Source organism: Tsuneonella troitsensis (assembly GCF_001441535.1).
Classification (GTDB): Bacteria; Pseudomonadota; Alphaproteobacteria; order Sphingomonadales; family Sphingomonadaceae; genus Tsuneonella; species Tsuneonella troitsensis.
The window spans coordinates 140,006-160,674 of record NZ_LMAU01000003.1 but is presented as its reverse complement, the minus strand read 5'-3'; the positions used below and the strand labels follow the sequence as shown (position 1 = coordinate 160,674).

The window sequence follows — 20,669 nt, the reverse complement described above, 5'->3', positions numbered from 1 at the left end:
CACTCAAACCTCTTCCAGCCAGCCGCTTAGCCAGAGCAGCGCCTCCTCGTCGGGGAACGGCTGCGACGACGCGTCGATCTCGCACACCTCACCGGCCCGGCGAGCACACAACCGTTGCAGCAGCCGATCGAACTTCCAGGCGCCGCCGCAGAAGGTAGAATAGGTGCGGTCCCCGAGCCCGATCAGGCCGTACCGCAGGTGTGACAGGTCGGGCGCCCGCGCCTCGAGCCCGCAATAGGCGACGAGGAACTCGTCCGGCAGGTCGCCCTCCCCGTGGCTCGCCACACACGCGACGAGGACATCCGCCTCGGACAGCGCCCGGTCGATTTCGCACCCTTCGGGAAGGAGCTCCACGCGCGCTCCCGCAACGCCGCACAACCGCTTGGCCACCAGCTCCGCCACCATCAGCGCGTTGCCCGACTGGGTTCCGGCGACCACAGCGACCTTCAGCCCGGCCAGCCCTTGGCCTAGCGCGGATTCCCGCTCACCGATCAAGCCAGTCAAGTTCGCCACCACGCTATGATATAATACATATTAAGGCATCATACTTACATCAATGTCTTATATCAACCAGGGTGGAGGAGCATCGAAGCCGCATGCGCGCCTTGCCCTAACCGCGGGCTGCGCCATGCGAGTTCCCCCGAAATCGGAGGTGAGACGCGAATGACACAGGGTGGTATTTTCCAGACGGTAGCGTATTGTGTTGTGTTTGCATTATACGGGACCGTATGTATGTTTCGCGCACGGCCCAAGCCCGGGCCGGGAAAAGAAAATCTGAGGAGGGGGAGTAATGCCATTCAACCGGCGGACCTACTTATGCGGCGTGGCGCTTTCCACGATGGCTGTGACCGGCCTCTCGGGCCAAGCCGCGGCGCAGGCGCCGCAGCCCGCCGAGACGTCCGCGACGGCGGTCGAGGAAATCATCGTCACCGCCCGGAAGCGGGAAGAATCCGTGCGCGACGTGCCCGTCTCGGTGGCCGCCGTCTCGGGCGACACGCTGCGGGCCGAAAAGATCGTCAACCAAGTTGATCTCGCCCTGCGCGTGCCGAGCTTCAAGCAGACGACCGGTGGCGTTAATTCCTATACTTTCGTGCGCGGCGTCGGCTCGGGCGGGAACCCCTCGTTCGAACAGGCGGTCGCAACGTTCGTCGACGGCGTCTATGCCGGCCGGGGCCAACAGTCGCGCTTCCCCTACTACGACCTTGAACGGGTCGAGGTCCTGCGCGGGCCGCAGGTCGCCCTCTACGGCAACAGCGCCATCGCCGGCGCCATCAGCGTGATCTCGCGCAAGCCCGGCATGGAACTCAGCGGCGACCTCAGCGGCAGCTACGAGTTCCAGCACCAGGAGACTGTGGTGCAGGGCGGCGTGACCATTCCGGTCTCGGACACCCTGCGCCTGCGTATCGCAGGCTACGTCGGCGAGATGGACAAGGGCTGGCTGAGGACGATCCGTCCCACAAGCACAAGCCTGGATCCGAACCGCTCCGACCGGGCAGGCCGGATCATCGCCGTATTCGAGCCCACACCAGACCTGGACATGGAGTTCAAGTACGAATCCTATTCTCTCCTGACCATCGGCAACACCAACCAGGCGACCGGGAACATCGGTAACCCGTCGGTCGCCGAGTTCGCCTTCGACGACATCCGCTACATGGGCAACGGCGCGCCGCTGAACGGCAAGACGACCGATACGGCGCGGATGAAAAACCAGACCGTTCAGGCAACGGTGAACTACGAGGTCCCTCTCGGCACGCTGACCTCGGTGACCGCGTACAACTGGTACGGCTTCTCGCAGGACACCGAAGGGGACATGAGTCCGCTGCCGATCTTCGACTATGCCCACCACGAGCACTACAACCAGTTCAGCCAGGAGATCCGACTGACGTCGCCGGCCGGAGGGCGCCTGGACTACATCGTGGGCGCCTACTTCCAGCAGGACGATCTGATCGCCTCGGCCCGCAGTGACCTGAACCTCGCGGCGCAACCGGCTCCATTCGGAGCCCCCCTGCCGCCGTTCGCGCGCTTAAACTACATTGATCAGACGACGAACAACTATTCGGTGTTCTTCGACGTCAACTACCGGCTTTTCGATAACCTGAAGCTGAACGTCGCGGCGCGCTACATGAACGTGACCAAGGACGCCACCCAAAGCGCCCGGGGGACTTACATCACCACCCGCACCCCTTATCCCGGCATCGAGGCCCCGACGGGCCCCGGGGGCCGTTCGATCTACCAGATCGTCTTCGGCGCGCCGCATACCTTCACCGACTTGTCGCTGTCCGAATGGCACCTCATGCCGCAGGTCGGCCTGCAATACGACTTCGCCAATGGCGGGATGGCCTATGCGAAGGTTGTCAAGGGCGCGAAGGCGGGGGGCTTTGACTGGATCTACGCCGGCGCCAACCCGGCCGGAGCAATGTTCCTGCCCGAGAAGGCGATCTCCTACGAGATGGGCTATCGCGGCGACGCGTTTGACCGCCGCCTCCTGTTCGGTGTGACGGCGTACAGGATGGAGGTGGAGGACCTTCAGGTCAGCGTCTTCGACGGCGCCACGACCTACGTCGTGGGCAACGCCGCCGAGCAGCGCTCGCAGGGGATCGAAGCCGACTTCAGCTTGCGCCCGATCAGCCCCCTCACCATCAACGGCACCGTCGCCTACAGCGATGCGGTCTACGAGAGCTATCCGGACTCGGCCTGCTACATCGAGCAGCGCCTCGCCACCCCTGCGGGCACGGTGTGCCGGCAGGATCTGTCGGGAGCCCCCGCGCCGCTGAACTCGAAATGGACCTATGTGATCGGCGCCACCCATAAGGCCGAGGTCGGCGGGTTCGTCCTGACGTCCCAGGCCAGCTACAGCTATCGCAGCAAGTTCAACCTCGGCCTGTCCAACGACCCGCACCAAGTCCAGGAAGGCTTCGGGCTGCTGGACGCTCGGGTCGCGCTCTCGCCGGTTGACGAGCGATGGCAGGTCGCGCTGTTCGGCAGGAACCTGACCGATGAGCTGTACAGCGACTACGGTACTGATGCCCCCTCCGTGACCGGCGTGCGCTTCCGTAACACCCAACGTCCCCTCCAGATTGGTCTGGAGGTGAGCGCTCGCTTCTGATCGGCGATCCTCCCATGGCCGTGCGATGCACAGCCCTCACCTGGTCCCGGGGCGAACCCCCGGGACCTTTTTTTGTGACAGGGGGGCGCGGACGACGGGGAACGGGCGAGAGCGGCCGCCTGGCCGCACACTCGCTACCGGCAGCTAGAGGTCGAGCACGACCTTGCCCACGGTGCGGCCCTCGCCAAGTTCTTGCAGGGCCTGGCGATAATCTTCGAGCGGGAAGCGGGCGCCAACCAGGGGCCGTATCTCACCCGCTGCGGCGCGCTCGGCCAGCTCGGCCTGGATGCGCTCTATCAGAGGCCCGTCGTTTTCAAAGTTCCAATAGACGCCGACCGCGGCGGCGGCCTTCACCAGCAACCGGTTCGCCGGTATCTGCGCCGGTGCGCCCGATGCGAAGCCGACCAACAGCAACCGGCCGCGCCAGGCCAGGTGGTGAAGGCTCTGCAGCGTAATGTCGCCGCCGACCGGATCGACCACCATGTCGACCCCCCGAGGCGCCGCCGCCCGGACCATCCCGGTCCAGTCCGGCTCGCGGTAGTTCACCATGACGTCGGCCCCGTTTGCCTCGGCAACCGCGAGCTTTTGTGATGTGCTGGCGGTGGCGATCACCCAGGCGCCCGCCGCCTTCGCGAGCTGGGTGGCGGCCACCCCGATGCCGCCTGCGGCGGCGTGGACGAGCACTCTCTTGCCCAGCGCGATGCCCCCATCCCGGAACAGGGCGACGTGGGCGGTCGTATAGGACACGGGCAACGCCGCGCCTTGCGCGAAGCTAAGGTTCGGGGGCAGGCGGATGAGGCGGCGCTCTTCCACCGCGCAGTACTGTGCATAGGCGCCGGTCCAGACCTGGGCCGCCACCCTGTCGCCAGGCCGGAACTTCGAGTCGGGCGGCGCAACGGCCACCACCCCGGACAACTCGGCTCCGAGGATGAAGGGCAAGGGCGGCTTCACCTGGTACTTGCCGGCGATCATCAGCCCATCAGCGAAGTTGAGTCCCGCCGCCCGCACCTCGACAAGCACCTCGCCTGCCGAGAGCTCGGGAACCGACACGGACTCGAACCGGAGGTCGGACGGCGCGCCCCACTGGGGCAGTATCCACGCCTGCATGCGTTGGGGTATCGCGCTCACGCCGCCCCCGCCAGGTCAGGGTCCCCGAGCAGGGCCTCTGGCGTCTGGTCGTCTCCTCGCGCCAGCAGGCGGCGGAGGCGCGCCATTTCGCGGCCGCGGTTGAAGCTTACCGCCCCGCACAGCCGATCGTCGCTGAAGTGCAGCAGCACGCCCTCGCGGCCATCGAACGGCCGCGCCCAGCCGACTCGATCGCTCCGCGCGACCTCACCGACCGCCTGGATGTTCAACCCGAACTGATCGGACCAGAACCACTGCGGCTGAGGCGCGGGCGGAGCAAGGCCGAGGAGGGCCGCCGCCGTCTCGCGGGCCTGGACCTGGGCGTTCATGATCGTCTCGACCCGGCGGGCGGGCCCGCCACCCGGCGCGCGCCGCCTTGCTACGTCACCGACGGCGAACACCCCCGGCAGGGACGTGCGACAGGCGTCGTCGACCAGGATGCCGTCGTCGACCTCGGCCCCCGCCCCGCGCGCCAGCTCATCGTTGGCGGCCATGCCGATGCCCACCACCAGAACGTCGCACGGCAGCCTCTCGCCGTCTTCCAGCAGCAGCCCCTGGACGTGTGATCGCCCTTCGACCGCCGCAATGCCGGCGCCGAAGCGCATGTCCGCGCCTGCCTGCTGGCAGACCGTCGCCATGACATGCGCTGCTTCCGCGCCCAGGCAGCGCAGCATGGGCGCGGCCGCCACGTCGACAAGGGTCGTGGCGCAGCCTCGCCTGATTGCGCTCGAAGCGACTTCACAGCCGACCACGCCCGCGCCCATGACGACCACCTCGGCGCCGGGCGACAGGGCGGCCCGCAGGGCCAGGGCGTCGGCCTCGGTGCGCAGCACGTGAACGCCGTCGCGATGTTCGAACGCCGGCGAGCGCCGCGCGCGCCCCCCGGTGGCGATAACCATGACATCGGCGTCGACCTGGCGGCCCGACGACAATTCAACGCGCCCGGGCGCGATCCCACGCACCAGCGTTGCGAATTCGAGATCCAGGCGCAGATCCGCCAGTTCAGCGGCCGTAAGCAGCGGCGCCTCGCAGGCCTGGTCCATCTCGCCGATCAGCAGCGCTTTGGACAATGGGGGCCGTTCGTAGAGGGGGGCGGCCTCGGAGTCGAAGAGCAGGATCCTTCCCTCGAACCCCAGCCGACGAAGCTCCGCCGCCGTCGTCACACCGGCGACGTTGGCGCCAATGATCGCGATGGTCCCGATCATCCGATCGCCCGGATTTCCTGGCCACCGTCGCTGACGATGATCTGCCCCGTGATCGCCCTGGCGTTCTCACGCGATGCCAGCAACACGTAGGCGCCGGCATGGTCCTGGGGCTGCTGGGCAAACCCCAGCGGCAGTATCTTGGACACCGCCGCCGAGATATCCCCGACCTCCTGAATGCTGCGGCGGCCCTCATCCAGCGCATCGACGCCGGACAGCCCCGTCAGGGTCGCGCCCGGCGCCACGCCGTTGACGCGGATATCGGGCGACAGTTCAAGCGCGAGCTGGCGCACAAGGCCCACCACGGCATGCTTGGAAGCGGTGTATAGCACCCCGCCGCCCGCCGCGTTCAGCCCTGCCACCGACGTTGTCAGGATCACCGCGCCCCTGGACTGCCGCAGGGCGGTCTCGGCAGCTTTCACCGCCAGGAGATGGCCCTTCACGTTGATGGCGAAGATCTCGTCAAAGCTTCGCTCCAGCCGTTCGAGGCTGTAGCGGGGAAGCGGCCGCCAGAAGTCGAACACGCCGGCGTTGGCCACCAGCACGTCGACGCGGCCGAACCGCTCCTGCGCCAACGCCACGGCGTCGACATGGGCCTGCGGATCCCGGACGTCGCCAAAGACGCCGAACGCGCGGCCCGGATGGGCCTCGGCCAAGGCCGCCACCGAGGCTTCGTCGCGGTCGAGGACAACCACCTGCGCGCCCTCAGCCAGGTAGCGTTCGGCCACCGCCCGTCCGATGCCGCCGCCGGCGCCCGTGAGGACAGCGGTATAACCGTCAAGCCAACCCTGTTGCGCCATCGTCAGATGAAGGTGTTGAAGTTTTTCGACAAGAGCACCGTCTGGGTGAGGAAGACCCAGCGGCGGACCAGCTTGAGCCCATCGGGCGTCTCGCGGATCAGGTCCTCACGCCGGCCGCCAAGCCAGTTCTCCTCATCCTCGTTGCGAGTGCGCAGGCTTATGGCGACTGAGCGGACCAGCCAGTCCTGCGCCCCTTCAGCGGGGGCGATCTCGATGTTGGTCACATAGTGGACGTTGCGCGTGGGCGGGTCTTCGCTCCAGGCGGTCTTTTCCTTCCAACGTGAGGCCCGAAGCTTCAGCTCCGTGAGCGTATCGTCAAAATGCGCCATGCGACCAGGTTCGTAGGTCGGCTTCTTGTCGCGGCGATAGCGCGACTGGGGAACCGGAACCCAATAGGTGAAGTCCTCGGTCATCAACTCGAACCAGTCGTCGTAGCGCTGTTCGTCCAGCAGGCGGGCTTCGCGATAGAGGAACTGCTGAACCTCATGGACGAAGTCCAGGGAGGCGCGGCGACGCGGGGCCGGCTCGCGCTCCCGGTCGAGAGTGGCGTTTACTGACATTGTGCGGCTCCTCAGCGCTTGGGGACGTCGGCCCAGCGGGACGCGGACATCAGGTCGGCCCATCGCTGGTAGAAGGCGCGTTGGTTCGCGTCGTTCAGCTGCACGTGATAGACGGCGCCGGGAAATTCCTCGTGCTCCATCCTTGAGTCCAGCCCAAGCCCGTAGTGGAGCTTCTGGCGACGGGTGACGACGCCCGCGTTGGAATGGGTGCAGTGCTCCCAGTTCTCTCCGTCGTCGGACTCGAACATGCCGGTGGGCGAGAAGGTGCGGGATACGCCGCGGCGATAGGCCTCCTTGAGGCGTTTGGGCATGTCCCGGTTCACCAGCACCCACGTGTTCAGTTCGATCTCGTGCGGTCCCTTCGGAACCCAAACGCGCCATGTGTTCAGGCCGGTCAGGTAGGCGAGGTTCGGAAAGACATTCGACGAACTCATGGCGCCCACCATGCGCGAGCGCAGCTTGCCCAGCCGCTCGGCGAACCGGGCTTCGTTCTCCTTCAGGTATTCGACCACCTCTGGTTCGGCGAGCGCCATGGCGTTGCCGAACAGGTCGAGACCAAATTCCGTGCCGTGGCCATTGATGTTGGCCTGATAGGAGTGGGCCGGGTTCACCTTCACGTCGCGCTGGAAGAGCGCCGCCGCCGCCGAGGCGTGGGTCCAACCGGCATGATAGGCGTCACCGACAAAGTTCTCGGCCGCGAATTTCCAGTTGCAGCGCAGGCGGGACTTGACGTTGCCGTCGAGAAACTCCGTACCGCCCGGATCGTTGTCCAGCAGGACATCGAGATAGTAGCGATAGTCTCCAAGGTACTCATCCAGCGACGGGGCTTCCGGGTCGAAGGTCGCGAAGATCAGGCCCTTGTAGGTGGCGGTGCGCGCCCGGTGCAGCCCGAGCTTCGACTTGTCGAAGGTGGCGCACCGGGAATAGTGGTGCTCTTCATGGGCGCTGATCAGCCCGCCGTCGAGGCCGAACGCCCAGCCGTGGAAATTGCAGGTGAACTGGCGCGTGCTGCCGGTCTCGGCAAAGCAGACCCTGTTGCCGCGGTGAGTGCAGGAATTCAGGAAGACATTCACCTCGCCCCGCCGGTCCTTGGCGACGATCACGGCGTCCTGTCCGATATAGGTGGTGACGAAATCCCCAGGCGCCGCGAACTGCGACTCGTGGCCGACGAAAGCCCAGCAGCGGGCGAATATCCGCTCCAGTTCGAGCTGGTAGATGCCCTCGTCCCAGAAGATGCGCCTGTCGATCCAGCCGGCTTCAACGTCGACGAGACGGTGGAAGTCGAAGTCGGTCGCCGGAGCTGCGACGGGCGGTTGCAGGGTGTCAACCATTGGGATGTCCTTCACCGGATTGTCGGCCGGCGCCCGAAGCAGCGGGGTCGGTCCTTGCAGCGGAAATGTCCGCGATCAGCCGGCCGTCCTCGACCCACACCGGATAGGTGCGGATCGGGCGCGTGGCCGGAAAGCACAGCGCCTTGCCCGAGCGCACGTCGAACTCGCCCGAATGGGCGGGGCAGATGACGGTATGGCCCTCGAGCCAACCCTCGGTCAGGGAGGCGACGGCATGGGAGCAGAGATCGTCGGTGGCGAACCAGCCGCCCTCGACGCGGTAGACGGCGATCCGGCCGGCGCCCTCCACCGCGAACGCCTTCATCTCGCCCTCGGCGATCTCAGAGGCGTCGCCAAGCGGGACCACGTTCGACATTGCATCCCCGTCTGGCACCAAACGCGCCGTCATCATGCGGCCATGCCCAGTTCGGCGAACCCCAGGCCGGTCACCCCTCCGGGCCACGGCTCGTAGGCGATCACCCTGCCCGCCCCTCCGACAGCGCCCATGGCGCAGAGCAGTTGGCGGATCTCCATCGCGCCGTTGCCGCCGTTTTCCAGCACATGGTCGTCGGACAGGCCGATCAGGGCCTCGGGGTCGCCGCGCTCGACGGCGTCGAGGATCATCCTGTCGAAGGCCTTGTTGATGCGCCCCATCTGGGGCAGGCCGACCCAATGGCTAAGACCGCCGGACCCGATCACGACCACGCGGTCGGACCCGGAGAAAGTTTCGACCGCGCGCCGGATCGAACCGCCAAGGTCGAAGGCCCGGCGGGGGCGGATCAGCGGCTCGACGCCGGCCGCCAGATACACCGGAATCGTCGCCACCGAGCCGTCGGCCGGCAGGCAGCGCCGCACCGGCACACCGATCGAGTGGTCGACGGACATCGACTTCGCGGCCGCCCAGTCGAACCCCTCGCCGTGTCCGACATCCATGATGTGGCGGGCAAGGTCCGGGTTACCGCGGATAGGACCGCGGTCGACGCCAGGCAGGGGATCGACTGGACCTTGCACGTCTCCGATCCCGATCGCCATCTGCGGCAGGCAGGTCGGCCCGAAGAGGATGTAGTGGTCAGCCCCGATCACCACCGCGGCGGTGGCCTCGAGTTCCCGCACCCGCTCGCCGATGGCCTCGTAGGCCGCCAAGACAGGAGAAGGATCGACCTTGCGCGGATTGATGAACACCAGCGGGTCGTGGGACATCAGGAATCCGCCGACAATCGTGGCCATCAGACCTTCCCTCCGCGGCTATCGGAGACCGCCTTCAGATACTCGGGCAGGGCCTGGGGCCCGCGGACGCACATCCACAAGCCGATGGTGAGCATGGGGCTCACTCCGGCATCGAGCAGGGACGGAACGTCGAGGCCCTCCAGCATCGCCTGCTCGGGAGGCTCCAGGCCATACCCGCTCAGGACTTCCCGGGGCTCGGCCACAAAGCGTTTCCTGACGGCGCCCTTGGTCGTGATGTCGTAGAGCGCCATCTCCATGCCATGGACGCTCACGCTGGTGCCCCCTGCGCGATGCGGCGGGCCAGGAAGTCGCGGACCAGACCGATGAAGGCGTCCTCGCGCTCCAGCTGGACCCAGTGGCCGCAGTTGCCGAACACGTGCAGTTCGCTGTCGGGAAGGTTCCGCGCGGCATTCACCGCCACGTCCAGCGGAATGACGAAGTCCTCACGGCCGTGCAGCACCAAGGTGGGCTGGGTGATCGTCGCCAGCCGCTCATGCGGCATTCCGCGCACGATGCGCGGCGCGGTGTCGTCCGCCTTCGGCATCAGCGCCCGCAGCGCGGCATTGTCGGGGTGGAGCAGGCTCATTTCGTGGCGCGCGCGCACCATCTCGTCGGTGACGATGGAGGGGTCGTGCGGGAACCGCCGCAGGATCGCCCGCATATTTTCCAGGGACGGCTCGTACTCGGTCCCCTGGGCCAGGGCCCCGGTCTGTTCGAACTGGCCAGCGGGCGTGCCCATCAACACCAGCCCGCGCACCTTCTGGGGCGCGCGCAGGGCGGCCGCCAGCGACAGGCCGCCCCCGAAGGAATTGCCGACCAGGACCGCGGGGCCGATGTCCAGAGCCTCCAGGAAGCCCAGCAGCTGACCGACCCACATCTTGATGTCGAGCGGACGTTCGGCGTCGAACTCCGTCAGGCCGAAGCCGGCCATGTCCGGGGCGATGACCCGATAGCGGTCCGCCAGGCGCGGGATGACGCCGCCCCAGTTCTCCCAAGCGCTGACACCCGGTCCCGACCCGTGCAGGAGCACGACGGGCAGACCCGAGCCTTCGTCGTGGTAGTGGGTGCGGACGCCGTCCACCGCCACAAACGCCCCTTGCCGACTCGTCATAGTCCGCTCCCTTGCTGTTTGACGGGCGAAAACCATCCGCTACCGTATGTTCTGAATGTATGGCGAGGACGTGATTGTCAAGGACCCTTCCGACTAAGAATCCTCGGCCGGCGCGCGGTCGTTGAGTGTATGAACAGAACGGACGCAAGCGTATCCTGTACCGCCCAGGCGGTGACCGGCGAGGTCAGGCACGGTCGCTCACCTTGCCCGCAGCGGCGGCGGCGAGCTCGCGTTCCCGCAAGGCCTGTCGGGACACCTTCATGTTGGGCGTCCTGGGCAGATCATCCATGACTTCGAGTATCTTCGGCGCCTCTATGGGAGAGAGCTTGCCGGCAAGGTCGGCGCGAAGCTGCTCCAGGGTCAGCGTCTGCCCGGGCCGCAGCCGGACGATCGCCTTGACGGTTTCTCCGCGATAGGGATCCGGCGAGCCGATGACCGCCGCTTCGGCGATAGCCGGATGCTCGGCCAGGACACTCTCCACCTGCGCCGGATAGACATTGGCGCCACCCGCGATGATCACGTCCTTCAGGCGGTCGATGACGTGGACGAGGCCGGCCTCGGTGACATAGCCGACATCGCCGGTCCGCAAGAGGCCGTCCACGAACGAGGCCTCGTTCTCGTCGTCCCGCTTCCAGTAACCCCGGGTGACCTGTGGCCCGGCGAAGCACAGTTCACCGGCCTCGCCCAAGGGTACGCACTTGGACGGATCGTCCTTGGCGCGCACCTGCACCCGGGTGAGCGGCAGGGGGCAGCCCGTGGCGACGTCGCCGCCCGGTGCATTCGGCAGGCCGTACACGACGGCCGGGGACGTCTCCGTCATCCCGAACAGGTTGATCACCTGCTGTCCGGTCGCGGTCTCGAAGCGCCGCTTGAGTTCGGGGGTCAGCGGCGCGGCACCGCACTGCACCAGCTTCAGGCGGGTCCAGTCGACCGGCTGGCGGTCCATCAGATCGCCCATCGCCACCAGCATGGTCGGGGTCAGCAGCAGAACGCTCGTGCACCCCCCATCCACGCCTTTCAGAAGGTCCGCCGGATCGAACCGGGGCTGGATGACGATCTCACCCGCGATGTGGGTCATGAAGTTCAGAGTCGGGCTGATTCCGGCGATGTGCGTCAACGGCGCGCCCACGCACATCGATTCCGCCCCTGCCGTCAGCTGGGGATACCAGCTGTGCATCTGCTGGCAATTCATCGACAGGTTGGCATGGGTGAGCATCACCCCCTTCGGTGTGCCGGTGGTGCCGCCGGTGTAGGCCAGAACCGCCAGATCCTCCTCCGGCGCGATGGTGACGGCGGGAAGATCGCCGTCGGACACGAGCAGGTCGGACAGCAGCAGCGCACCCGCCGCCGCGGCGGCCTGCGAGACCCGGGGCGCGATGTGCATGTCGCCTTCGTCGTGGCGCACCAGCACCATTGCCGGGCGCTGCGGCCCCACCTCCCCGAGCACCAGGTACTGGTCACCCTGGGCCGGATCGTCGGTGGTGAGGATCACCTTCACCCCCGCATCGGCCGCCTGGTCGGCGAGGCGGTTCACCGGATAGAGTGGGTTCATGCTCACCCCCACCGCGCCAAGACGCCAAAGGGCGAAGTGCAGCACGCCGTAGATGGGATGGTTCGTCATACAAAAGCCGACCCGGTCCCCCTTCCCCACGCCCAGGCCAGCCAAGCCGACGGCGAGCCTTTCGGCCAGCTCCAACGATTCCGAGTACGTTATCGTATGGTCCAGGAAGGTGAGGTGCGGGCGCTCGCCGAAATGCCGAGCCGCCCAAAGGAGCATGTCGAAGAGGGCGTACGGCCGCAGCCGGTCGCCCCGCCGGGCGCGCTCGCCATAGTGCGCCCGCCAAGGCGCCGCTTCGTACAGGGCGCGAGGGTCGGCGGCCGGCGACGCGGCTCTGAGTTCAATGGCTTCGGACATGTGCGGCTCCTTGCGCCGGGCGGCGCTCGGTCATGCTGCGACTGGATGGCCGCAGCCTCACCTTCCGATCCGGCTGCCGACATCTAGCCCAGCACAAATCTCGACACAATCCGCCTGCGTATGGTTTTCGGCGCCGACGTGGGCTTGGAACTGCCCGTCACAGGCCGCCGGGGCGGCGGACGGACTTCAGCCGGGCCCGCCCTTCGCCGCCTTGGCGGCTGATCGCGGCTTGGCCCGCGCGGCGGCGGCCGCTTCGCGCGGCGGAGCAGGCGGCTTCTTGGCCACCGGCTCGTCGATCAGGAATTCCAGGAGGCGATCGAGGCGGCTGCGTTGGGCGCGCTTTGCCTCCTGCCGGAAGATGTTGCGCTCCCCGACCGCGAAGCCGAACAGCAAAGCGCCCCGCGCCTCCGCCTCTTCCTGGGAAAGGCCGCACTCGGCAAACAGCTTGGCCAGGTAGGCCATCCGATCACGGTCGCATTGAGTGAGCATTGTCCGCACACGAACCTCACGACGCCCCCAAGCGCGGATGGCCACCTCCATCCGCGCGAGCGGGTTCGTAGGCGACATGTCGATGGCGATATTGGCTAGCAGACGCAGCTTATGCAGAGGCCCCTCACCCTTGGCCTCAACGTAGCGGATCACGTTGTGGGTGGCGGTATCCCGCCAATAGTCCATGACTGCCTGCAGCAGATCGTCGCGATCCTGGAAGTGCCAATAGAAGCTGCCCTTGCTCACGTTCAGCGCGCGCGCCAGCGGCTCGACCCCGACGCTGTCCACACTCTGATCGACGAGCACTTCGAGGGCGGCCTTCACCCAGTCATCCCGATCCAGCCGCTTGCGCGGTTCAAGCCCTACCTTCATACGGCACCGTATTGACCGGGGCGCGGCCGCGCCCTAGTTTCAGAAGGACACCGGACCGTGCGTCCAGCACACATCCGGTTCGTCGAAGCTGCAAATCCCACATTTTTCTCCGAGGCCACATTTTTCTCCGAGGACCGCACCCATCCTCTTCTCCGTCCGGCGCCGCCAACCCAAGCCGAAACCATACGGTAGAGGATGGTGAGTCTTTCCGCCCAGTCACAAGGCTTTTCCGATGCTGCAGAACGTCACTCTAGAAGACAAGTACGAACTGGACGAAGGGCGCGTTTTCATCTCCGGCACGCAGGCCCTTACGCGCGTGCTGCTGGCTCAGAAGCGGGCCGACGCCGCCGCGGGGCTGAACACAGCGGGGTTCATTTCCGGCTACCGCGGCTCCCCCCTCGGCACGCTGGACATGGCGATGTGGCGAGGCCGCAAGCACCTGAAGAAGCACGACATTGTATTCCAACCCGGCGTGAACGAAGAACTCGCGGCCACGGCGGTCTACGGCGCCCAGCAACTCGCCTTCTTTGAGGGGGCGAAGTACGATGGCGTCTTTTCCGCATGGTACGGCAAGGGTCCTGGCGTCGATCGCGCCGGAGACGCCCTGAAGCACGGCAACCTGGCCGGAACCTCGGCCCACGGCGGCGTTCTGGTCTTCGCCGGCGACGACCACGCCGCCAAATCTTCCACGACCGCCCACCAGTCCGAACAGGCGCTGGCCGCGGCCCTGATTCCGGTTCTGTACCCCGCCAACGTCGAGGAGTTCCTGGAGTTCGGCGCGTTCGGCTACGCCCTGTCCCGCTATTCGGGCCTGTGGGTCGGCTTCAAATGCGTCAACGACACAGCCGACGCGACGATGAGCGCCCGCCTCGAGATGGCGGCGAGAAACTTCTACGCGCCAAACGACGTCGCCCTGCCCCCCGAGGGGCTGAATATAATCAAGGGCGAGTCGCAGCTCGGCATGGAGCGTCGCACGGTCCAGTTCCGGTTGCCCGCCGCCCAAGCCTACGCACGCGCCAACCACATCGACAAGGTGGTGTTTGACGCGCCGGACGGTGGCCTTGGCATCATCACGGCCGGAAAAGCCTACCTCGACGTGCGCGAGGCCCTGGCGGCCGCGGGCATCGATGAACGGCGGGCGCGGAAGCTGGGTGTCCGCCTGCTCAAGCTGGGCATGACCTGGCCGGTCGCTGGCGACACGGTGCGGGCCTTCGCCGCGGGGTGTCGCGAGATCCTCGTGATCGAGGAGAAGCGCGCCTTCATCGAGCCCCAGGTGAAGGAAGCGCTCTACCATATGCCGGCTGACCGGCGGCCGGCGGTGTCGGGCAAGACCACGCCCCAGGGGGGGGCCTTCCTGCCCAGCCACGGCGAGCTGTCGCCCGGCGCCGTCCTGCCCGCGATCGCCGAACGGCTTGAAGCGCTCGGCCTTGCGGACGAAGAGGCGCGGGCGGGATTCGAGGCCGCGCGCTCACGGCGCTCCGACGCGGCGCCTGCAGCCCTCACGGACCATACGCGAGCGCCCTTCTTCTGCTCCGGCTGCCCGCACAACACCTCGACGGTGGTGCCCGAAGGCAGCGTCGGCCTTTCCGGCATCGGCTGCCACGTGATGGCCGCGCTGATGCCCCACCGCAAGCACGCCTGGCCAGTCCAGATGGGTGGAGAGGGCGCCAACTGGATCGGCGCGGCGCCGTTCAGCGAAACGACCCACGTTTTCCAGAACCTCGGCGACGGCACCTACTTCCATTCCGGCATCCTCGCGATACGCGCGGCGATCGCAGCCGGCGTGAACATCACCTACAAGTTGCTCTACAACGACGCGGTGGCGATGACCGGCGGCCAGCCGGTGGAGGGCACGCTCACTCCCCTGCAGATCGCCCACGAACTGCGCGCCGAGGGCGTGGCCCGCCTGGTGATCGTCGCCGACGATCCCGGGCGCTATTCGGAGCTCTCGGCGCAGCTCGGGGACATCCCGCTGCTGGGCCGCGACCGCCTCGACGCCGTGCAAAAGGAGCTTCGGGAGATCAACGGCGTGACGGTCATCATCTATGACCAGGTATGCGCGGCCGAGAAGCGGCGCCGGCGCAAGCGGGGCGAATTCCCGGACCCGCCCAAGCGCGTCTTCATCAACGACCTGGTCTGCGAAGGGTGTGGCGACTGCAGCGTCAAGTCCAACTGCGTCAGTGTACAGCCCCTCGAGACGGAGTTCGGCCGCAAGCGCAAGATCGACCAGTCCTCCTGCAACAAGGACTTCAGCTGCGTAAACGGCTTTTGCCCGTCGTTCGTCACCGTGGAGGGCGGCCAGCCCCGCGCGCGCACCCAGACGCCGGGCGGGGTCTCCATACCTTCGCTCCCCGAGCCGGGCCAGGCCGTCGGCGCCAGCTCGATCCTGATCACGGGGATCGGCGGCACGGGCGTCATCACCGTGGGCGCGGTGCTCGGCATGGCCGCGCACCTGGATGGCATGGGCTGCTCGATCGTCGACATCACGGGGCTGTCGCAGAAGAACGGAGCCGTCCTCAGCCACCTGAAGATCGCTCCCAACGTCGATGAAGTATATGCGGCCCGGGTGGACACGGCGTCCGCCGACCTGCTCCTGGCCTGCGACATGATCACGGCCGGCGGCGCCGAGGCGGCGGGGATGGTGCGGCCCGGCGTCACCGCCGGGGTCGTCAACAGCGACGTCACGCCGACCGCCGCCTTCACCTTCCAGCGCTCCATCGACTTCCAGGAGAGCCAGACCGCGCGCAAGCTGCAGGCGCTCCTGAGCCCCTCGCGCGCCCTGTTTCTACCCGCCACCGAGATCGCGGAACGGCTGATCGGCGACTCCATCGCCACGAACATGATCATTGTCGGCGCCGCCTGTCAGATGGGCCTGCTGCCCGTGAGCCGCGATTCGATCGAAAGGGCCGTGCGCCTGAACGGGGTGGCCGTCGAGCAGAACCTCCTGGCCTTCAACCTTGGGCGCTGGGCCGTGTTCGACCCCGACGCCGTGGCCGAGCTCGTTGCGCCGGAGACCGCGGCTCAACCGGGCCCCGATCCCCTTGCGCCCGCCAACCTGGACGAATTGATCGAGCGGCGCGCCGGGTTCCTCGTCGGCTACCAGAGCCCGACCTATGCCGACAGCTACCGGGATTTCGTCGCCAAGGTCCGCGACGCCGAACAGATGCTGGCGCCGGGAAGCGAGGCGCTGAGCACGGCGGTTGCGCGCAACCTGTTCAAGCTGATGGCCTACAAGGACGAGTATGAGGTGGCCCGCCTCTATACCGACGGTGAGTTCGCCCGGAAGCTCAAGGCTCAGTTTGAAGGCGACCTCAAGCTCACCTTCCACCTGTCGCCGCCCATGGTGGCGCCCCGCAACCCCGACGATGGACTTCCCCGGAAGCTGACGTTCGGCCCATGGATGATGACGGCCTTCCGTGTGCTGGCCCGCCTCAAGCCGCTGCGCGGAACGCCCTTCGATCCCTTCGGCCGCACCCACGAACGCCGCATGGAGCGGCGCCTGATTCAGACCTATCGACAGGATCTGGAGCGGGTCTTGCGAAGCCTGAGCCCGGCGACGCTGCCCCAGGCGGTGGAACTGGCGGCGCTGCCCTCCGAAATCTACGGCTACGGCCATATCAAGGAGGGCCGAGTCGCGGAGGCCGAACGACTGCGGGCCCAGATCCTGGCCCGCATCGACCAGCCCCATCTCCTGGCGGCGGAGTGAGCCGCGGACCGCTCGCGCTGGCGGCTTTCAACATACGCACCAGTCTGTTTTCTGTTGCTGGGGTGTTGAATTTCTGTTGCTGGGGTGTTGAAAGCCGATAGATTGCCCTTGGAGTTGTCAGGAGGATCGGATGACCACATACGCCGCAGTCTGCATCGATAAGCGCAATGCGCAGGAGCTGCGGCTCGAACATCGCGAAGCGCATCTGGCCTATGCCCGCCGCAACCTGGACATACTGAAGCTCGGCGGGCCCTTCCTGGATGAGGACGGCGCCATGACGGGGTCCCTGCTGATCGTGGAAGTCGACAGCCTGGAAGCGGCGCAGGCCTTCGTCGATGGCGACCCTTACGTCCAAGCCGGCCTGTTCGAGCGGGTGGAGGTCCGGCCATGGCGCCCCCTCCTCGGCAAGATCTCCTAAGCGCCGGCCCCGCCGCAGCGCGGACCACACGTCGCCCGACCTAACAATGACTGTCATGGCCGCGGAGCCAGGAGGCGCACATGCAAGATCATAACAAGCACCCATCCGGACGTTTCACGGGGCTCGCGGAGTTCCAGCGGACGATCCCCGAGCCGCGCCCTCTCGCCGGACTGCTCGCCGATGCCGCCGACAGGTTTGCGGACCGGCCGCACCTGTCGTTCAAAAAACATACCTGGACGTATGCGCAGACAGCCGCGCTGACCCGCCGCATTTCTGAAGGGCTGCTGCGGCTGGGGGTGAAGGCGGAAAGCCGCGTTGCCCTGTGCATGTCCAACACGCCTCACTACGCCCTGATGTGCTTCGCGCTGTGGCGGATCGGTGCGGCGGGGGTGGGCATGAACCCGCTCTACTCCCTGCGCCAGCTCAAGCTGATCGCCTCCGACGCGGCGGTGGACTGGGTGGTTATCGGCGACGACGAGCCGTCGCTCGCCAAGGGGAGGGAACTGGCGGCCGAGACCGGCGCCCGGCTGATCGTCTGCCGCGCCGACGCCGCCGACCTGGCGGACCTTCAACCGGCGGCGACAGAGGGGAGCGAGGTCGCCCTCGCGACGCTGCTCGACGGCGCACCGGCGAGCGAGCCCGCGGCCCCGGCGGTCGATGCCCTGGCCATGATCCAGTATACGGGCGGCACCACGGGAGCGCCGAAAGGCGCGATGCTGAGCCACGCAAACATCTGGAGCGCCGCGCATCAGATCCGCAATTGGCTGCATCGGATCGAGGACGGCAGGGAGGCCTGGTACGCGGCCGCCCCGTTCTCCCACATCACCGGCCTGGTGAACTATATCGTCGAGCCGACCATCGTCGGCGGAGAGGCGATATTGACCGAGCGCTTCTCCCCCAGTGAGCTGCTTGAGCTGGTGCGCGCCGGCCGCGTCACCATCCTGACGGCCATTCCCACGATGCTGAGCGCGATCCTGGCCGAGTCCGAAGCTCGCGAACTGGACTGGAGCGGCATCATCCACGTGCTGGTGGGCGGTGCGCCGGTGCCTGTAGAACTCGCCCGGCGCTTTCATGACGCCACGGGGCTATGGCCACAGCAGGGCTACGCCATGACCGAAACGACGGGCAGCGGCGTTGCGATGCCGAATGTCAGGCTCGAGGGCCACGAGGGCGCCACCGGCGTTCCGATGGCCGAGACGCCCATAGAAATCCGCTCCCTGGCCGATCCCGCGGCGCGTGCGGCGCCCGGCGAGCAAGGCGAGGTCTGCTTCAGCGGCGCGAACGTGATCGCCAGCTACTGGAACCGGCCTTTGACGTCCGCCGAACTGACCCCCGACGGCTTCTTTCGCAGCGGCGACATCGGCTCGTTGAGCGCGGACGGCGTGCTCTATGTGGTCGACCGGCTGAAGGACGTGATCATCTGCAGCGGCTACAACGTCTATCCACGCGTGATCGAGGACGCCGTGCTCGAGCACCCCTCCGTCTCCGAGACCGTGGCGGTGGGCGTTCCGGACGACTATCGCGGCGAGACGGTGTTGTGCGTCGTTGCGCTGCGGCCGGGCGCGGAGCTCTCCCTGCCCGAACTGCAGGCGTTCCTGGACGGCAAGTTGTCGCCGATGGAAATGCCCAAGCGGCTTGAGATCCTGGAGGTCCTGCCCAAGACCGAGAACGCAAAGCTCTCGCGCCAGGCCATCAGAACCCTGTTCGCGAAGGGTGAGTCGGATGTCCCCGCCTGAGGACGGCCCGGCGGCGCCGGTGATCGACAGCCGCATCGAGGACGATGTCCTGACCGTGCGCCTCAACAAGCCCGACAAGATGAACGCCCTGACGATGGGCGACCTCGACGAGATCGGAGCACTATTGGAACGCTCCGCCCGTGACGATGCCGTCCGCTGCCTGCTGCTCACAGGCGCGGGACGCGCGTTCTGCGCGGGACGGGACCTATCCGAGGCCAGGGAGGGTGAAGACGCCCAGGCCCTCCTGTCGACGAGGATCAACCCCGTAATCGAGGCCCTCTATCATTTCCCCAAACCCACCGTAGCGGCCGTGAACGGCGCCGCGATGGGCATCGGCCTCGGCCTGTCCCTGGCCTGCGACATCGTCTACGCCGCCGAGGGCGCGCGATTTTCCTCTCCTTTCGCGCGGCTCGGCGCGGCCCTCGACAGCGGCGGCCATTACTTCCTGCCCCGCAGGATGTCGGCTGGGCGGGTCCTGGAGATGATCTACACCGGCGATGTGATCGACGGGGCCCAGGCGCACCGGCTGGGCCTGGCCGACCGCCTCGCCCCGGACTCGGTGCTCGCCGCGGCGGCGCGGGACCTGGCGCGTCGCATCGCGGACGGTCCCCAGGCCGCGCTCTGCGCTCAAAAGGCGCTCGTCAGGCGCAGCCTGGAAATGGACCTTGCCGAGGTGCTGGTCGAGGAGGCGAGAACCCAGGGCGCGTTGGCGCGCACCGCCGATTACGCGGAAGGCCTCGCGGCATTCCGGGAGCGGCGCCCGCCGCGGTTTGGGAGAATGGCATGACCGACAGTCCCATCCTGCTGGAACGCCACGGCGCGGTCGGACTGGTGAGGCTTAACCGGCCGCAGGCGCGCAACGCCCTGAACGCCAGCCTGATGCGGGCGCTGGAGGAGGCCTTGGGGGAACTGGAGGCCGACGTCGACATCGGCGCCATCGTGCTGACTGGCGGCCCGCAGATCTTTTCCGCCGGCGCCGACATCAAGGAGATGACGAACAAGACGTTCGCGCAGGCCTATCTGGAGGACTTCGTCACCCGCGACTGGGAGGCGCTTCTGAAGTGCCGCAAGCCGGTGATCGCGGCGGTGGCCGGCCCGGCGGTGGGCGGCGGATGCGAGGTGGCGATGATGTGCGACTTCATCGTCGCCGACGAGACGGCCCGCTTCGGTCAACCGGAGGTGCGGGTCGGCACCCTGCCGGGCGGCGGCGGCACCCAGCGCCTGGCGCGCCTGGTCGGCAAGAGCAAGGCCATGGAACTGTGCTTGACCGGCCGCATCATCGACGCTCACGAGGCCGAGCGCATCGGTATCGTCGCGCGCCTTGTCCCGGCCGGCCAGGCCGTGGCCGCCGCGCTCAGCGCCGGCGCCGAGATCGCCGAGAGCTCGCGCCCGATCGTGATGATGATCAAGGAAAGCGTGGACCGGGCGTTCGAAACGCCGCTGTCCGAGGGCCTGCGCTTCGAACGCCGCATGCTGCACGCGACCTTCGCCCTGGAAGACCAGACGGAGGCGATGACCGCGTTCGCGGAGCGCCGCCCCCCACGCTTCCGCCACCGTTGAGAGGGAGACTATCT

18 protein-coding genes are annotated in these 20,669 nt (G+C 67.2%); 6 read left to right on the top strand and 12 right to left on the bottom strand.

The features are described from left to right. Nucleotides 1–3: 3 nt before the first annotated feature. A complete protein-coding gene (locus AR323_RS07560; RefSeq protein ID WP_152980312.1) occupies nucleotides 4–504 on the bottom strand; it encodes a flavodoxin domain-containing protein in 501 nt (166 codons plus the stop codon). A 286-nt stretch (nucleotides 505–790) separates the two neighbouring features. Here AR323_RS07560 and AR323_RS07555 point away from each other — a divergent pair, with 286 nt between their 5' ends. Next, nucleotides 791–3,106, top strand: coding sequence for a TonB-dependent receptor (locus AR323_RS07555; protein ID WP_083495294.1), 2,316 nt, complete (start codon nucleotides 791–793; stop codon nucleotides 3,104–3,106). Between the two features lie 144 nt (nucleotides 3,107–3,250). Here the strand turns inward: AR323_RS07555 and AR323_RS07550 are convergent, their stop codons facing one another. From AR323_RS07550 to AR323_RS07500, 11 genes are all read right to left on the bottom strand, one after another. Further along, nucleotides 3,251–4,234, bottom strand: coding sequence for an NADPH:quinone oxidoreductase family protein (locus tag AR323_RS07550; protein WP_152980311.1), 984 nt, complete (start codon nucleotides 4,232–4,234; stop codon nucleotides 3,251–3,253). Then, on the bottom strand, nucleotides 4,231–5,436 hold the full coding sequence (locus AR323_RS07545) for an NAD(P)/FAD-dependent oxidoreductase (RefSeq protein WP_057883355.1): 1,206 nt from the start codon (nucleotides 5,434–5,436) through the stop codon (nucleotides 4,231–4,233). The genes AR323_RS07550 and AR323_RS07545 overlap by 4 nt, the downstream gene beginning before the upstream one ends. Beyond that, the gene (locus AR323_RS07540) at nucleotides 5,433–6,233 is read right to left on the bottom strand and encodes an SDR family NAD(P)-dependent oxidoreductase (protein ID WP_057883354.1); all 801 of its coding nucleotides are present in this window, start codon (nucleotides 6,231–6,233) and stop codon (nucleotides 5,433–5,435) included. Before AR323_RS07540 ends, AR323_RS07545 begins: the two co-directional genes overlap by 4 nt. A 2-nt stretch (nucleotides 6,234–6,235) precedes the next feature. After that, complete coding sequence (locus tag AR323_RS07535) at nucleotides 6,236–6,793, bottom strand: 3-phenylpropionate/cinnamic acid dioxygenase subunit beta (protein WP_057883353.1); 558 nt, start codon at nucleotides 6,791–6,793, stop codon at nucleotides 6,236–6,238. Between the two features lie 11 nt (nucleotides 6,794–6,804). Continuing rightward, nucleotides 6,805–8,124: an aromatic ring-hydroxylating oxygenase subunit alpha gene (locus AR323_RS07530; protein ID WP_057883352.1), complete on the bottom strand. Its 1,320-nt coding sequence runs from the start codon at nucleotides 8,122–8,124 to the stop codon at nucleotides 6,805–6,807. Continuing rightward, entirely contained in the window at nucleotides 8,117–8,497 is a 381-nt protein-coding gene (locus tag AR323_RS07525; protein WP_057883729.1) for a non-heme iron oxygenase ferredoxin subunit, read from the bottom strand. Before AR323_RS07525 ends, AR323_RS07530 begins: the two co-directional genes overlap by 8 nt. Nucleotides 8,498–8,529: 32 nt before the next feature. Next, a complete protein-coding gene (locus AR323_RS07520; RefSeq protein ID WP_057883351.1) occupies nucleotides 8,530–9,348 on the bottom strand; it encodes a DODA-type extradiol aromatic ring-opening family dioxygenase in 819 nt (272 codons plus the stop codon). Further along, nucleotides 9,348–9,620 carry a hypothetical protein gene (locus AR323_RS07515; RefSeq protein WP_057883350.1) on the bottom strand — a complete coding sequence of 91 codons (273 nt, stop codon included), beginning with the start codon at nucleotides 9,618–9,620 and terminating at the stop codon, nucleotides 9,348–9,350. Before AR323_RS07515 ends, AR323_RS07520 begins: the two co-directional genes overlap by 1 nt. Beyond that, nucleotides 9,617–10,435 carry an alpha/beta fold hydrolase gene (locus tag AR323_RS07510; protein WP_235510496.1) on the bottom strand — a complete coding sequence of 273 codons (819 nt, stop codon included), beginning with the start codon at nucleotides 10,433–10,435 and terminating at the stop codon, nucleotides 9,617–9,619. Before AR323_RS07510 ends, AR323_RS07515 begins: the two co-directional genes overlap by 4 nt. Nucleotides 10,436–10,643: 208 nt before the next feature. After that, the gene (locus AR323_RS07505; RefSeq protein ID WP_057883348.1) at nucleotides 10,644–12,374 is read right to left on the bottom strand and encodes an AMP-binding protein; all 1,731 of its coding nucleotides are present in this window, start codon (nucleotides 12,372–12,374) and stop codon (nucleotides 10,644–10,646) included. Nucleotides 12,375–12,560: 186 nt separating this feature from the next. Next, nucleotides 12,561–13,187 (bottom strand): TetR/AcrR family transcriptional regulator, encoded by a 627-nt coding sequence (locus tag AR323_RS07500; protein WP_161808723.1) that lies wholly within the window; start codon nucleotides 13,185–13,187, stop codon nucleotides 12,561–12,563. Nucleotides 13,188–13,467: 280 nt separating this feature from the next. Between AR323_RS07500 and AR323_RS07495 the strand changes: the two genes are divergently transcribed. The 5 genes from AR323_RS07495 to AR323_RS07475 all read left to right on the top strand — a co-directional run bounded on the left by AR323_RS07495 (nucleotide 13,468) and on the right by AR323_RS07475 (nucleotide 20,655). Continuing rightward, nucleotides 13,468–16,941, top strand: a complete 3,474-nt coding sequence (locus tag AR323_RS07495; RefSeq protein WP_057883346.1) for an indolepyruvate ferredoxin oxidoreductase family protein — start codon at nucleotides 13,468–13,470, stop codon at nucleotides 16,939–16,941. Nucleotides 16,942–17,071: 130 nt separating this feature from the next. Further along, the gene (locus AR323_RS07490) at nucleotides 17,072–17,359 is read left to right on the top strand and encodes a YciI family protein (RefSeq protein WP_057883345.1); all 288 of its coding nucleotides are present in this window, start codon (nucleotides 17,072–17,074) and stop codon (nucleotides 17,357–17,359) included. Nucleotides 17,360–17,439: 80 nt separating this feature from the next. Continuing rightward, nucleotides 17,440–19,095, top strand: coding sequence for a class I adenylate-forming enzyme family protein (locus AR323_RS07485; protein ID WP_057883344.1), 1,656 nt, complete (start codon nucleotides 17,440–17,442; stop codon nucleotides 19,093–19,095). Then, nucleotides 19,082–19,882 carry an enoyl-CoA hydratase/isomerase family protein gene (locus tag AR323_RS07480; RefSeq protein WP_057883343.1) on the top strand — a complete coding sequence of 267 codons (801 nt, stop codon included), beginning with the start codon at nucleotides 19,082–19,084 and terminating at the stop codon, nucleotides 19,880–19,882. The genes AR323_RS07485 and AR323_RS07480 overlap by 14 nt, the downstream gene beginning before the upstream one ends. Continuing rightward, nucleotides 19,879–20,655 (top strand): enoyl-CoA hydratase-related protein, encoded by a 777-nt coding sequence (locus tag AR323_RS07475; protein WP_057883342.1) that lies wholly within the window; start codon nucleotides 19,879–19,881, stop codon nucleotides 20,653–20,655. Before AR323_RS07480 ends, AR323_RS07475 begins: the two co-directional genes overlap by 4 nt. Nucleotides 20,656–20,669 lie beyond the last annotated feature (14 nt).

Bases quoted from the DNA above. Each gene is read 5' to 3' on its own strand.
- AR323_RS07555 (WP_083495294.1), top strand. From the start codon at position 791: ATGCCATTCAACCGGCGGACCTACTTATGCGGCGTGGCGCTTTCCACG.
- AR323_RS07545 (WP_057883355.1), bottom strand. From the start codon at position 5,436: ATGATCGGGACCATCGCGATCATTGGCGCCAACGTCGCCGGTGTGACG.
- AR323_RS07540 (WP_057883354.1), bottom strand. From the start codon at position 6,233: ATGGCGCAACAGGGTTGGCTTGACGGTTATACCGCTGTCCTCACGGGC.
- AR323_RS07535 (WP_057883353.1), bottom strand. From the start codon at position 6,793: ATGTCAGTAAACGCCACTCTCGACCGGGAGCGCGAGCCGGCCCCGCGT.
- AR323_RS07530 (WP_057883352.1), bottom strand. From the start codon at position 8,124: ATGGTTGACACCCTGCAACCGCCCGTCGCAGCTCCGGCGACCGACTTC.
- AR323_RS07525 (WP_057883729.1), bottom strand. From the start codon at position 8,497: ATGTCGAACGTGGTCCCGCTTGGCGACGCCTCTGAGATCGCCGAGGGC.
- AR323_RS07520 (WP_057883351.1), bottom strand. From the start codon at position 9,348: ATGGCCACGATTGTCGGCGGATTCCTGATGTCCCACGACCCGCTGGTG.
- AR323_RS07505 (WP_057883348.1), bottom strand. From the start codon at position 12,374: ATGTCCGAAGCCATTGAACTCAGAGCCGCGTCGCCGGCCGCCGACCCT.
- AR323_RS07495 (WP_057883346.1), top strand. From the start codon at position 13,468: ATGCTGCAGAACGTCACTCTAGAAGACAAGTACGAACTGGACGAAGGG.
- AR323_RS07490 (WP_057883345.1), top strand. From the start codon at position 17,072: ATGACCACATACGCCGCAGTCTGCATCGATAAGCGCAATGCGCAGGAG.
- AR323_RS07485 (WP_057883344.1), top strand. From the start codon at position 17,440: ATGCAAGATCATAACAAGCACCCATCCGGACGTTTCACGGGGCTCGCG.
- AR323_RS07480 (WP_057883343.1), top strand. From the start codon at position 19,082: ATGTCCCCGCCTGAGGACGGCCCGGCGGCGCCGGTGATCGACAGCCGC.
- AR323_RS07475 (WP_057883342.1), top strand. From the start codon at position 19,879: ATGACCGACAGTCCCATCCTGCTGGAACGCCACGGCGCGGTCGGACTG.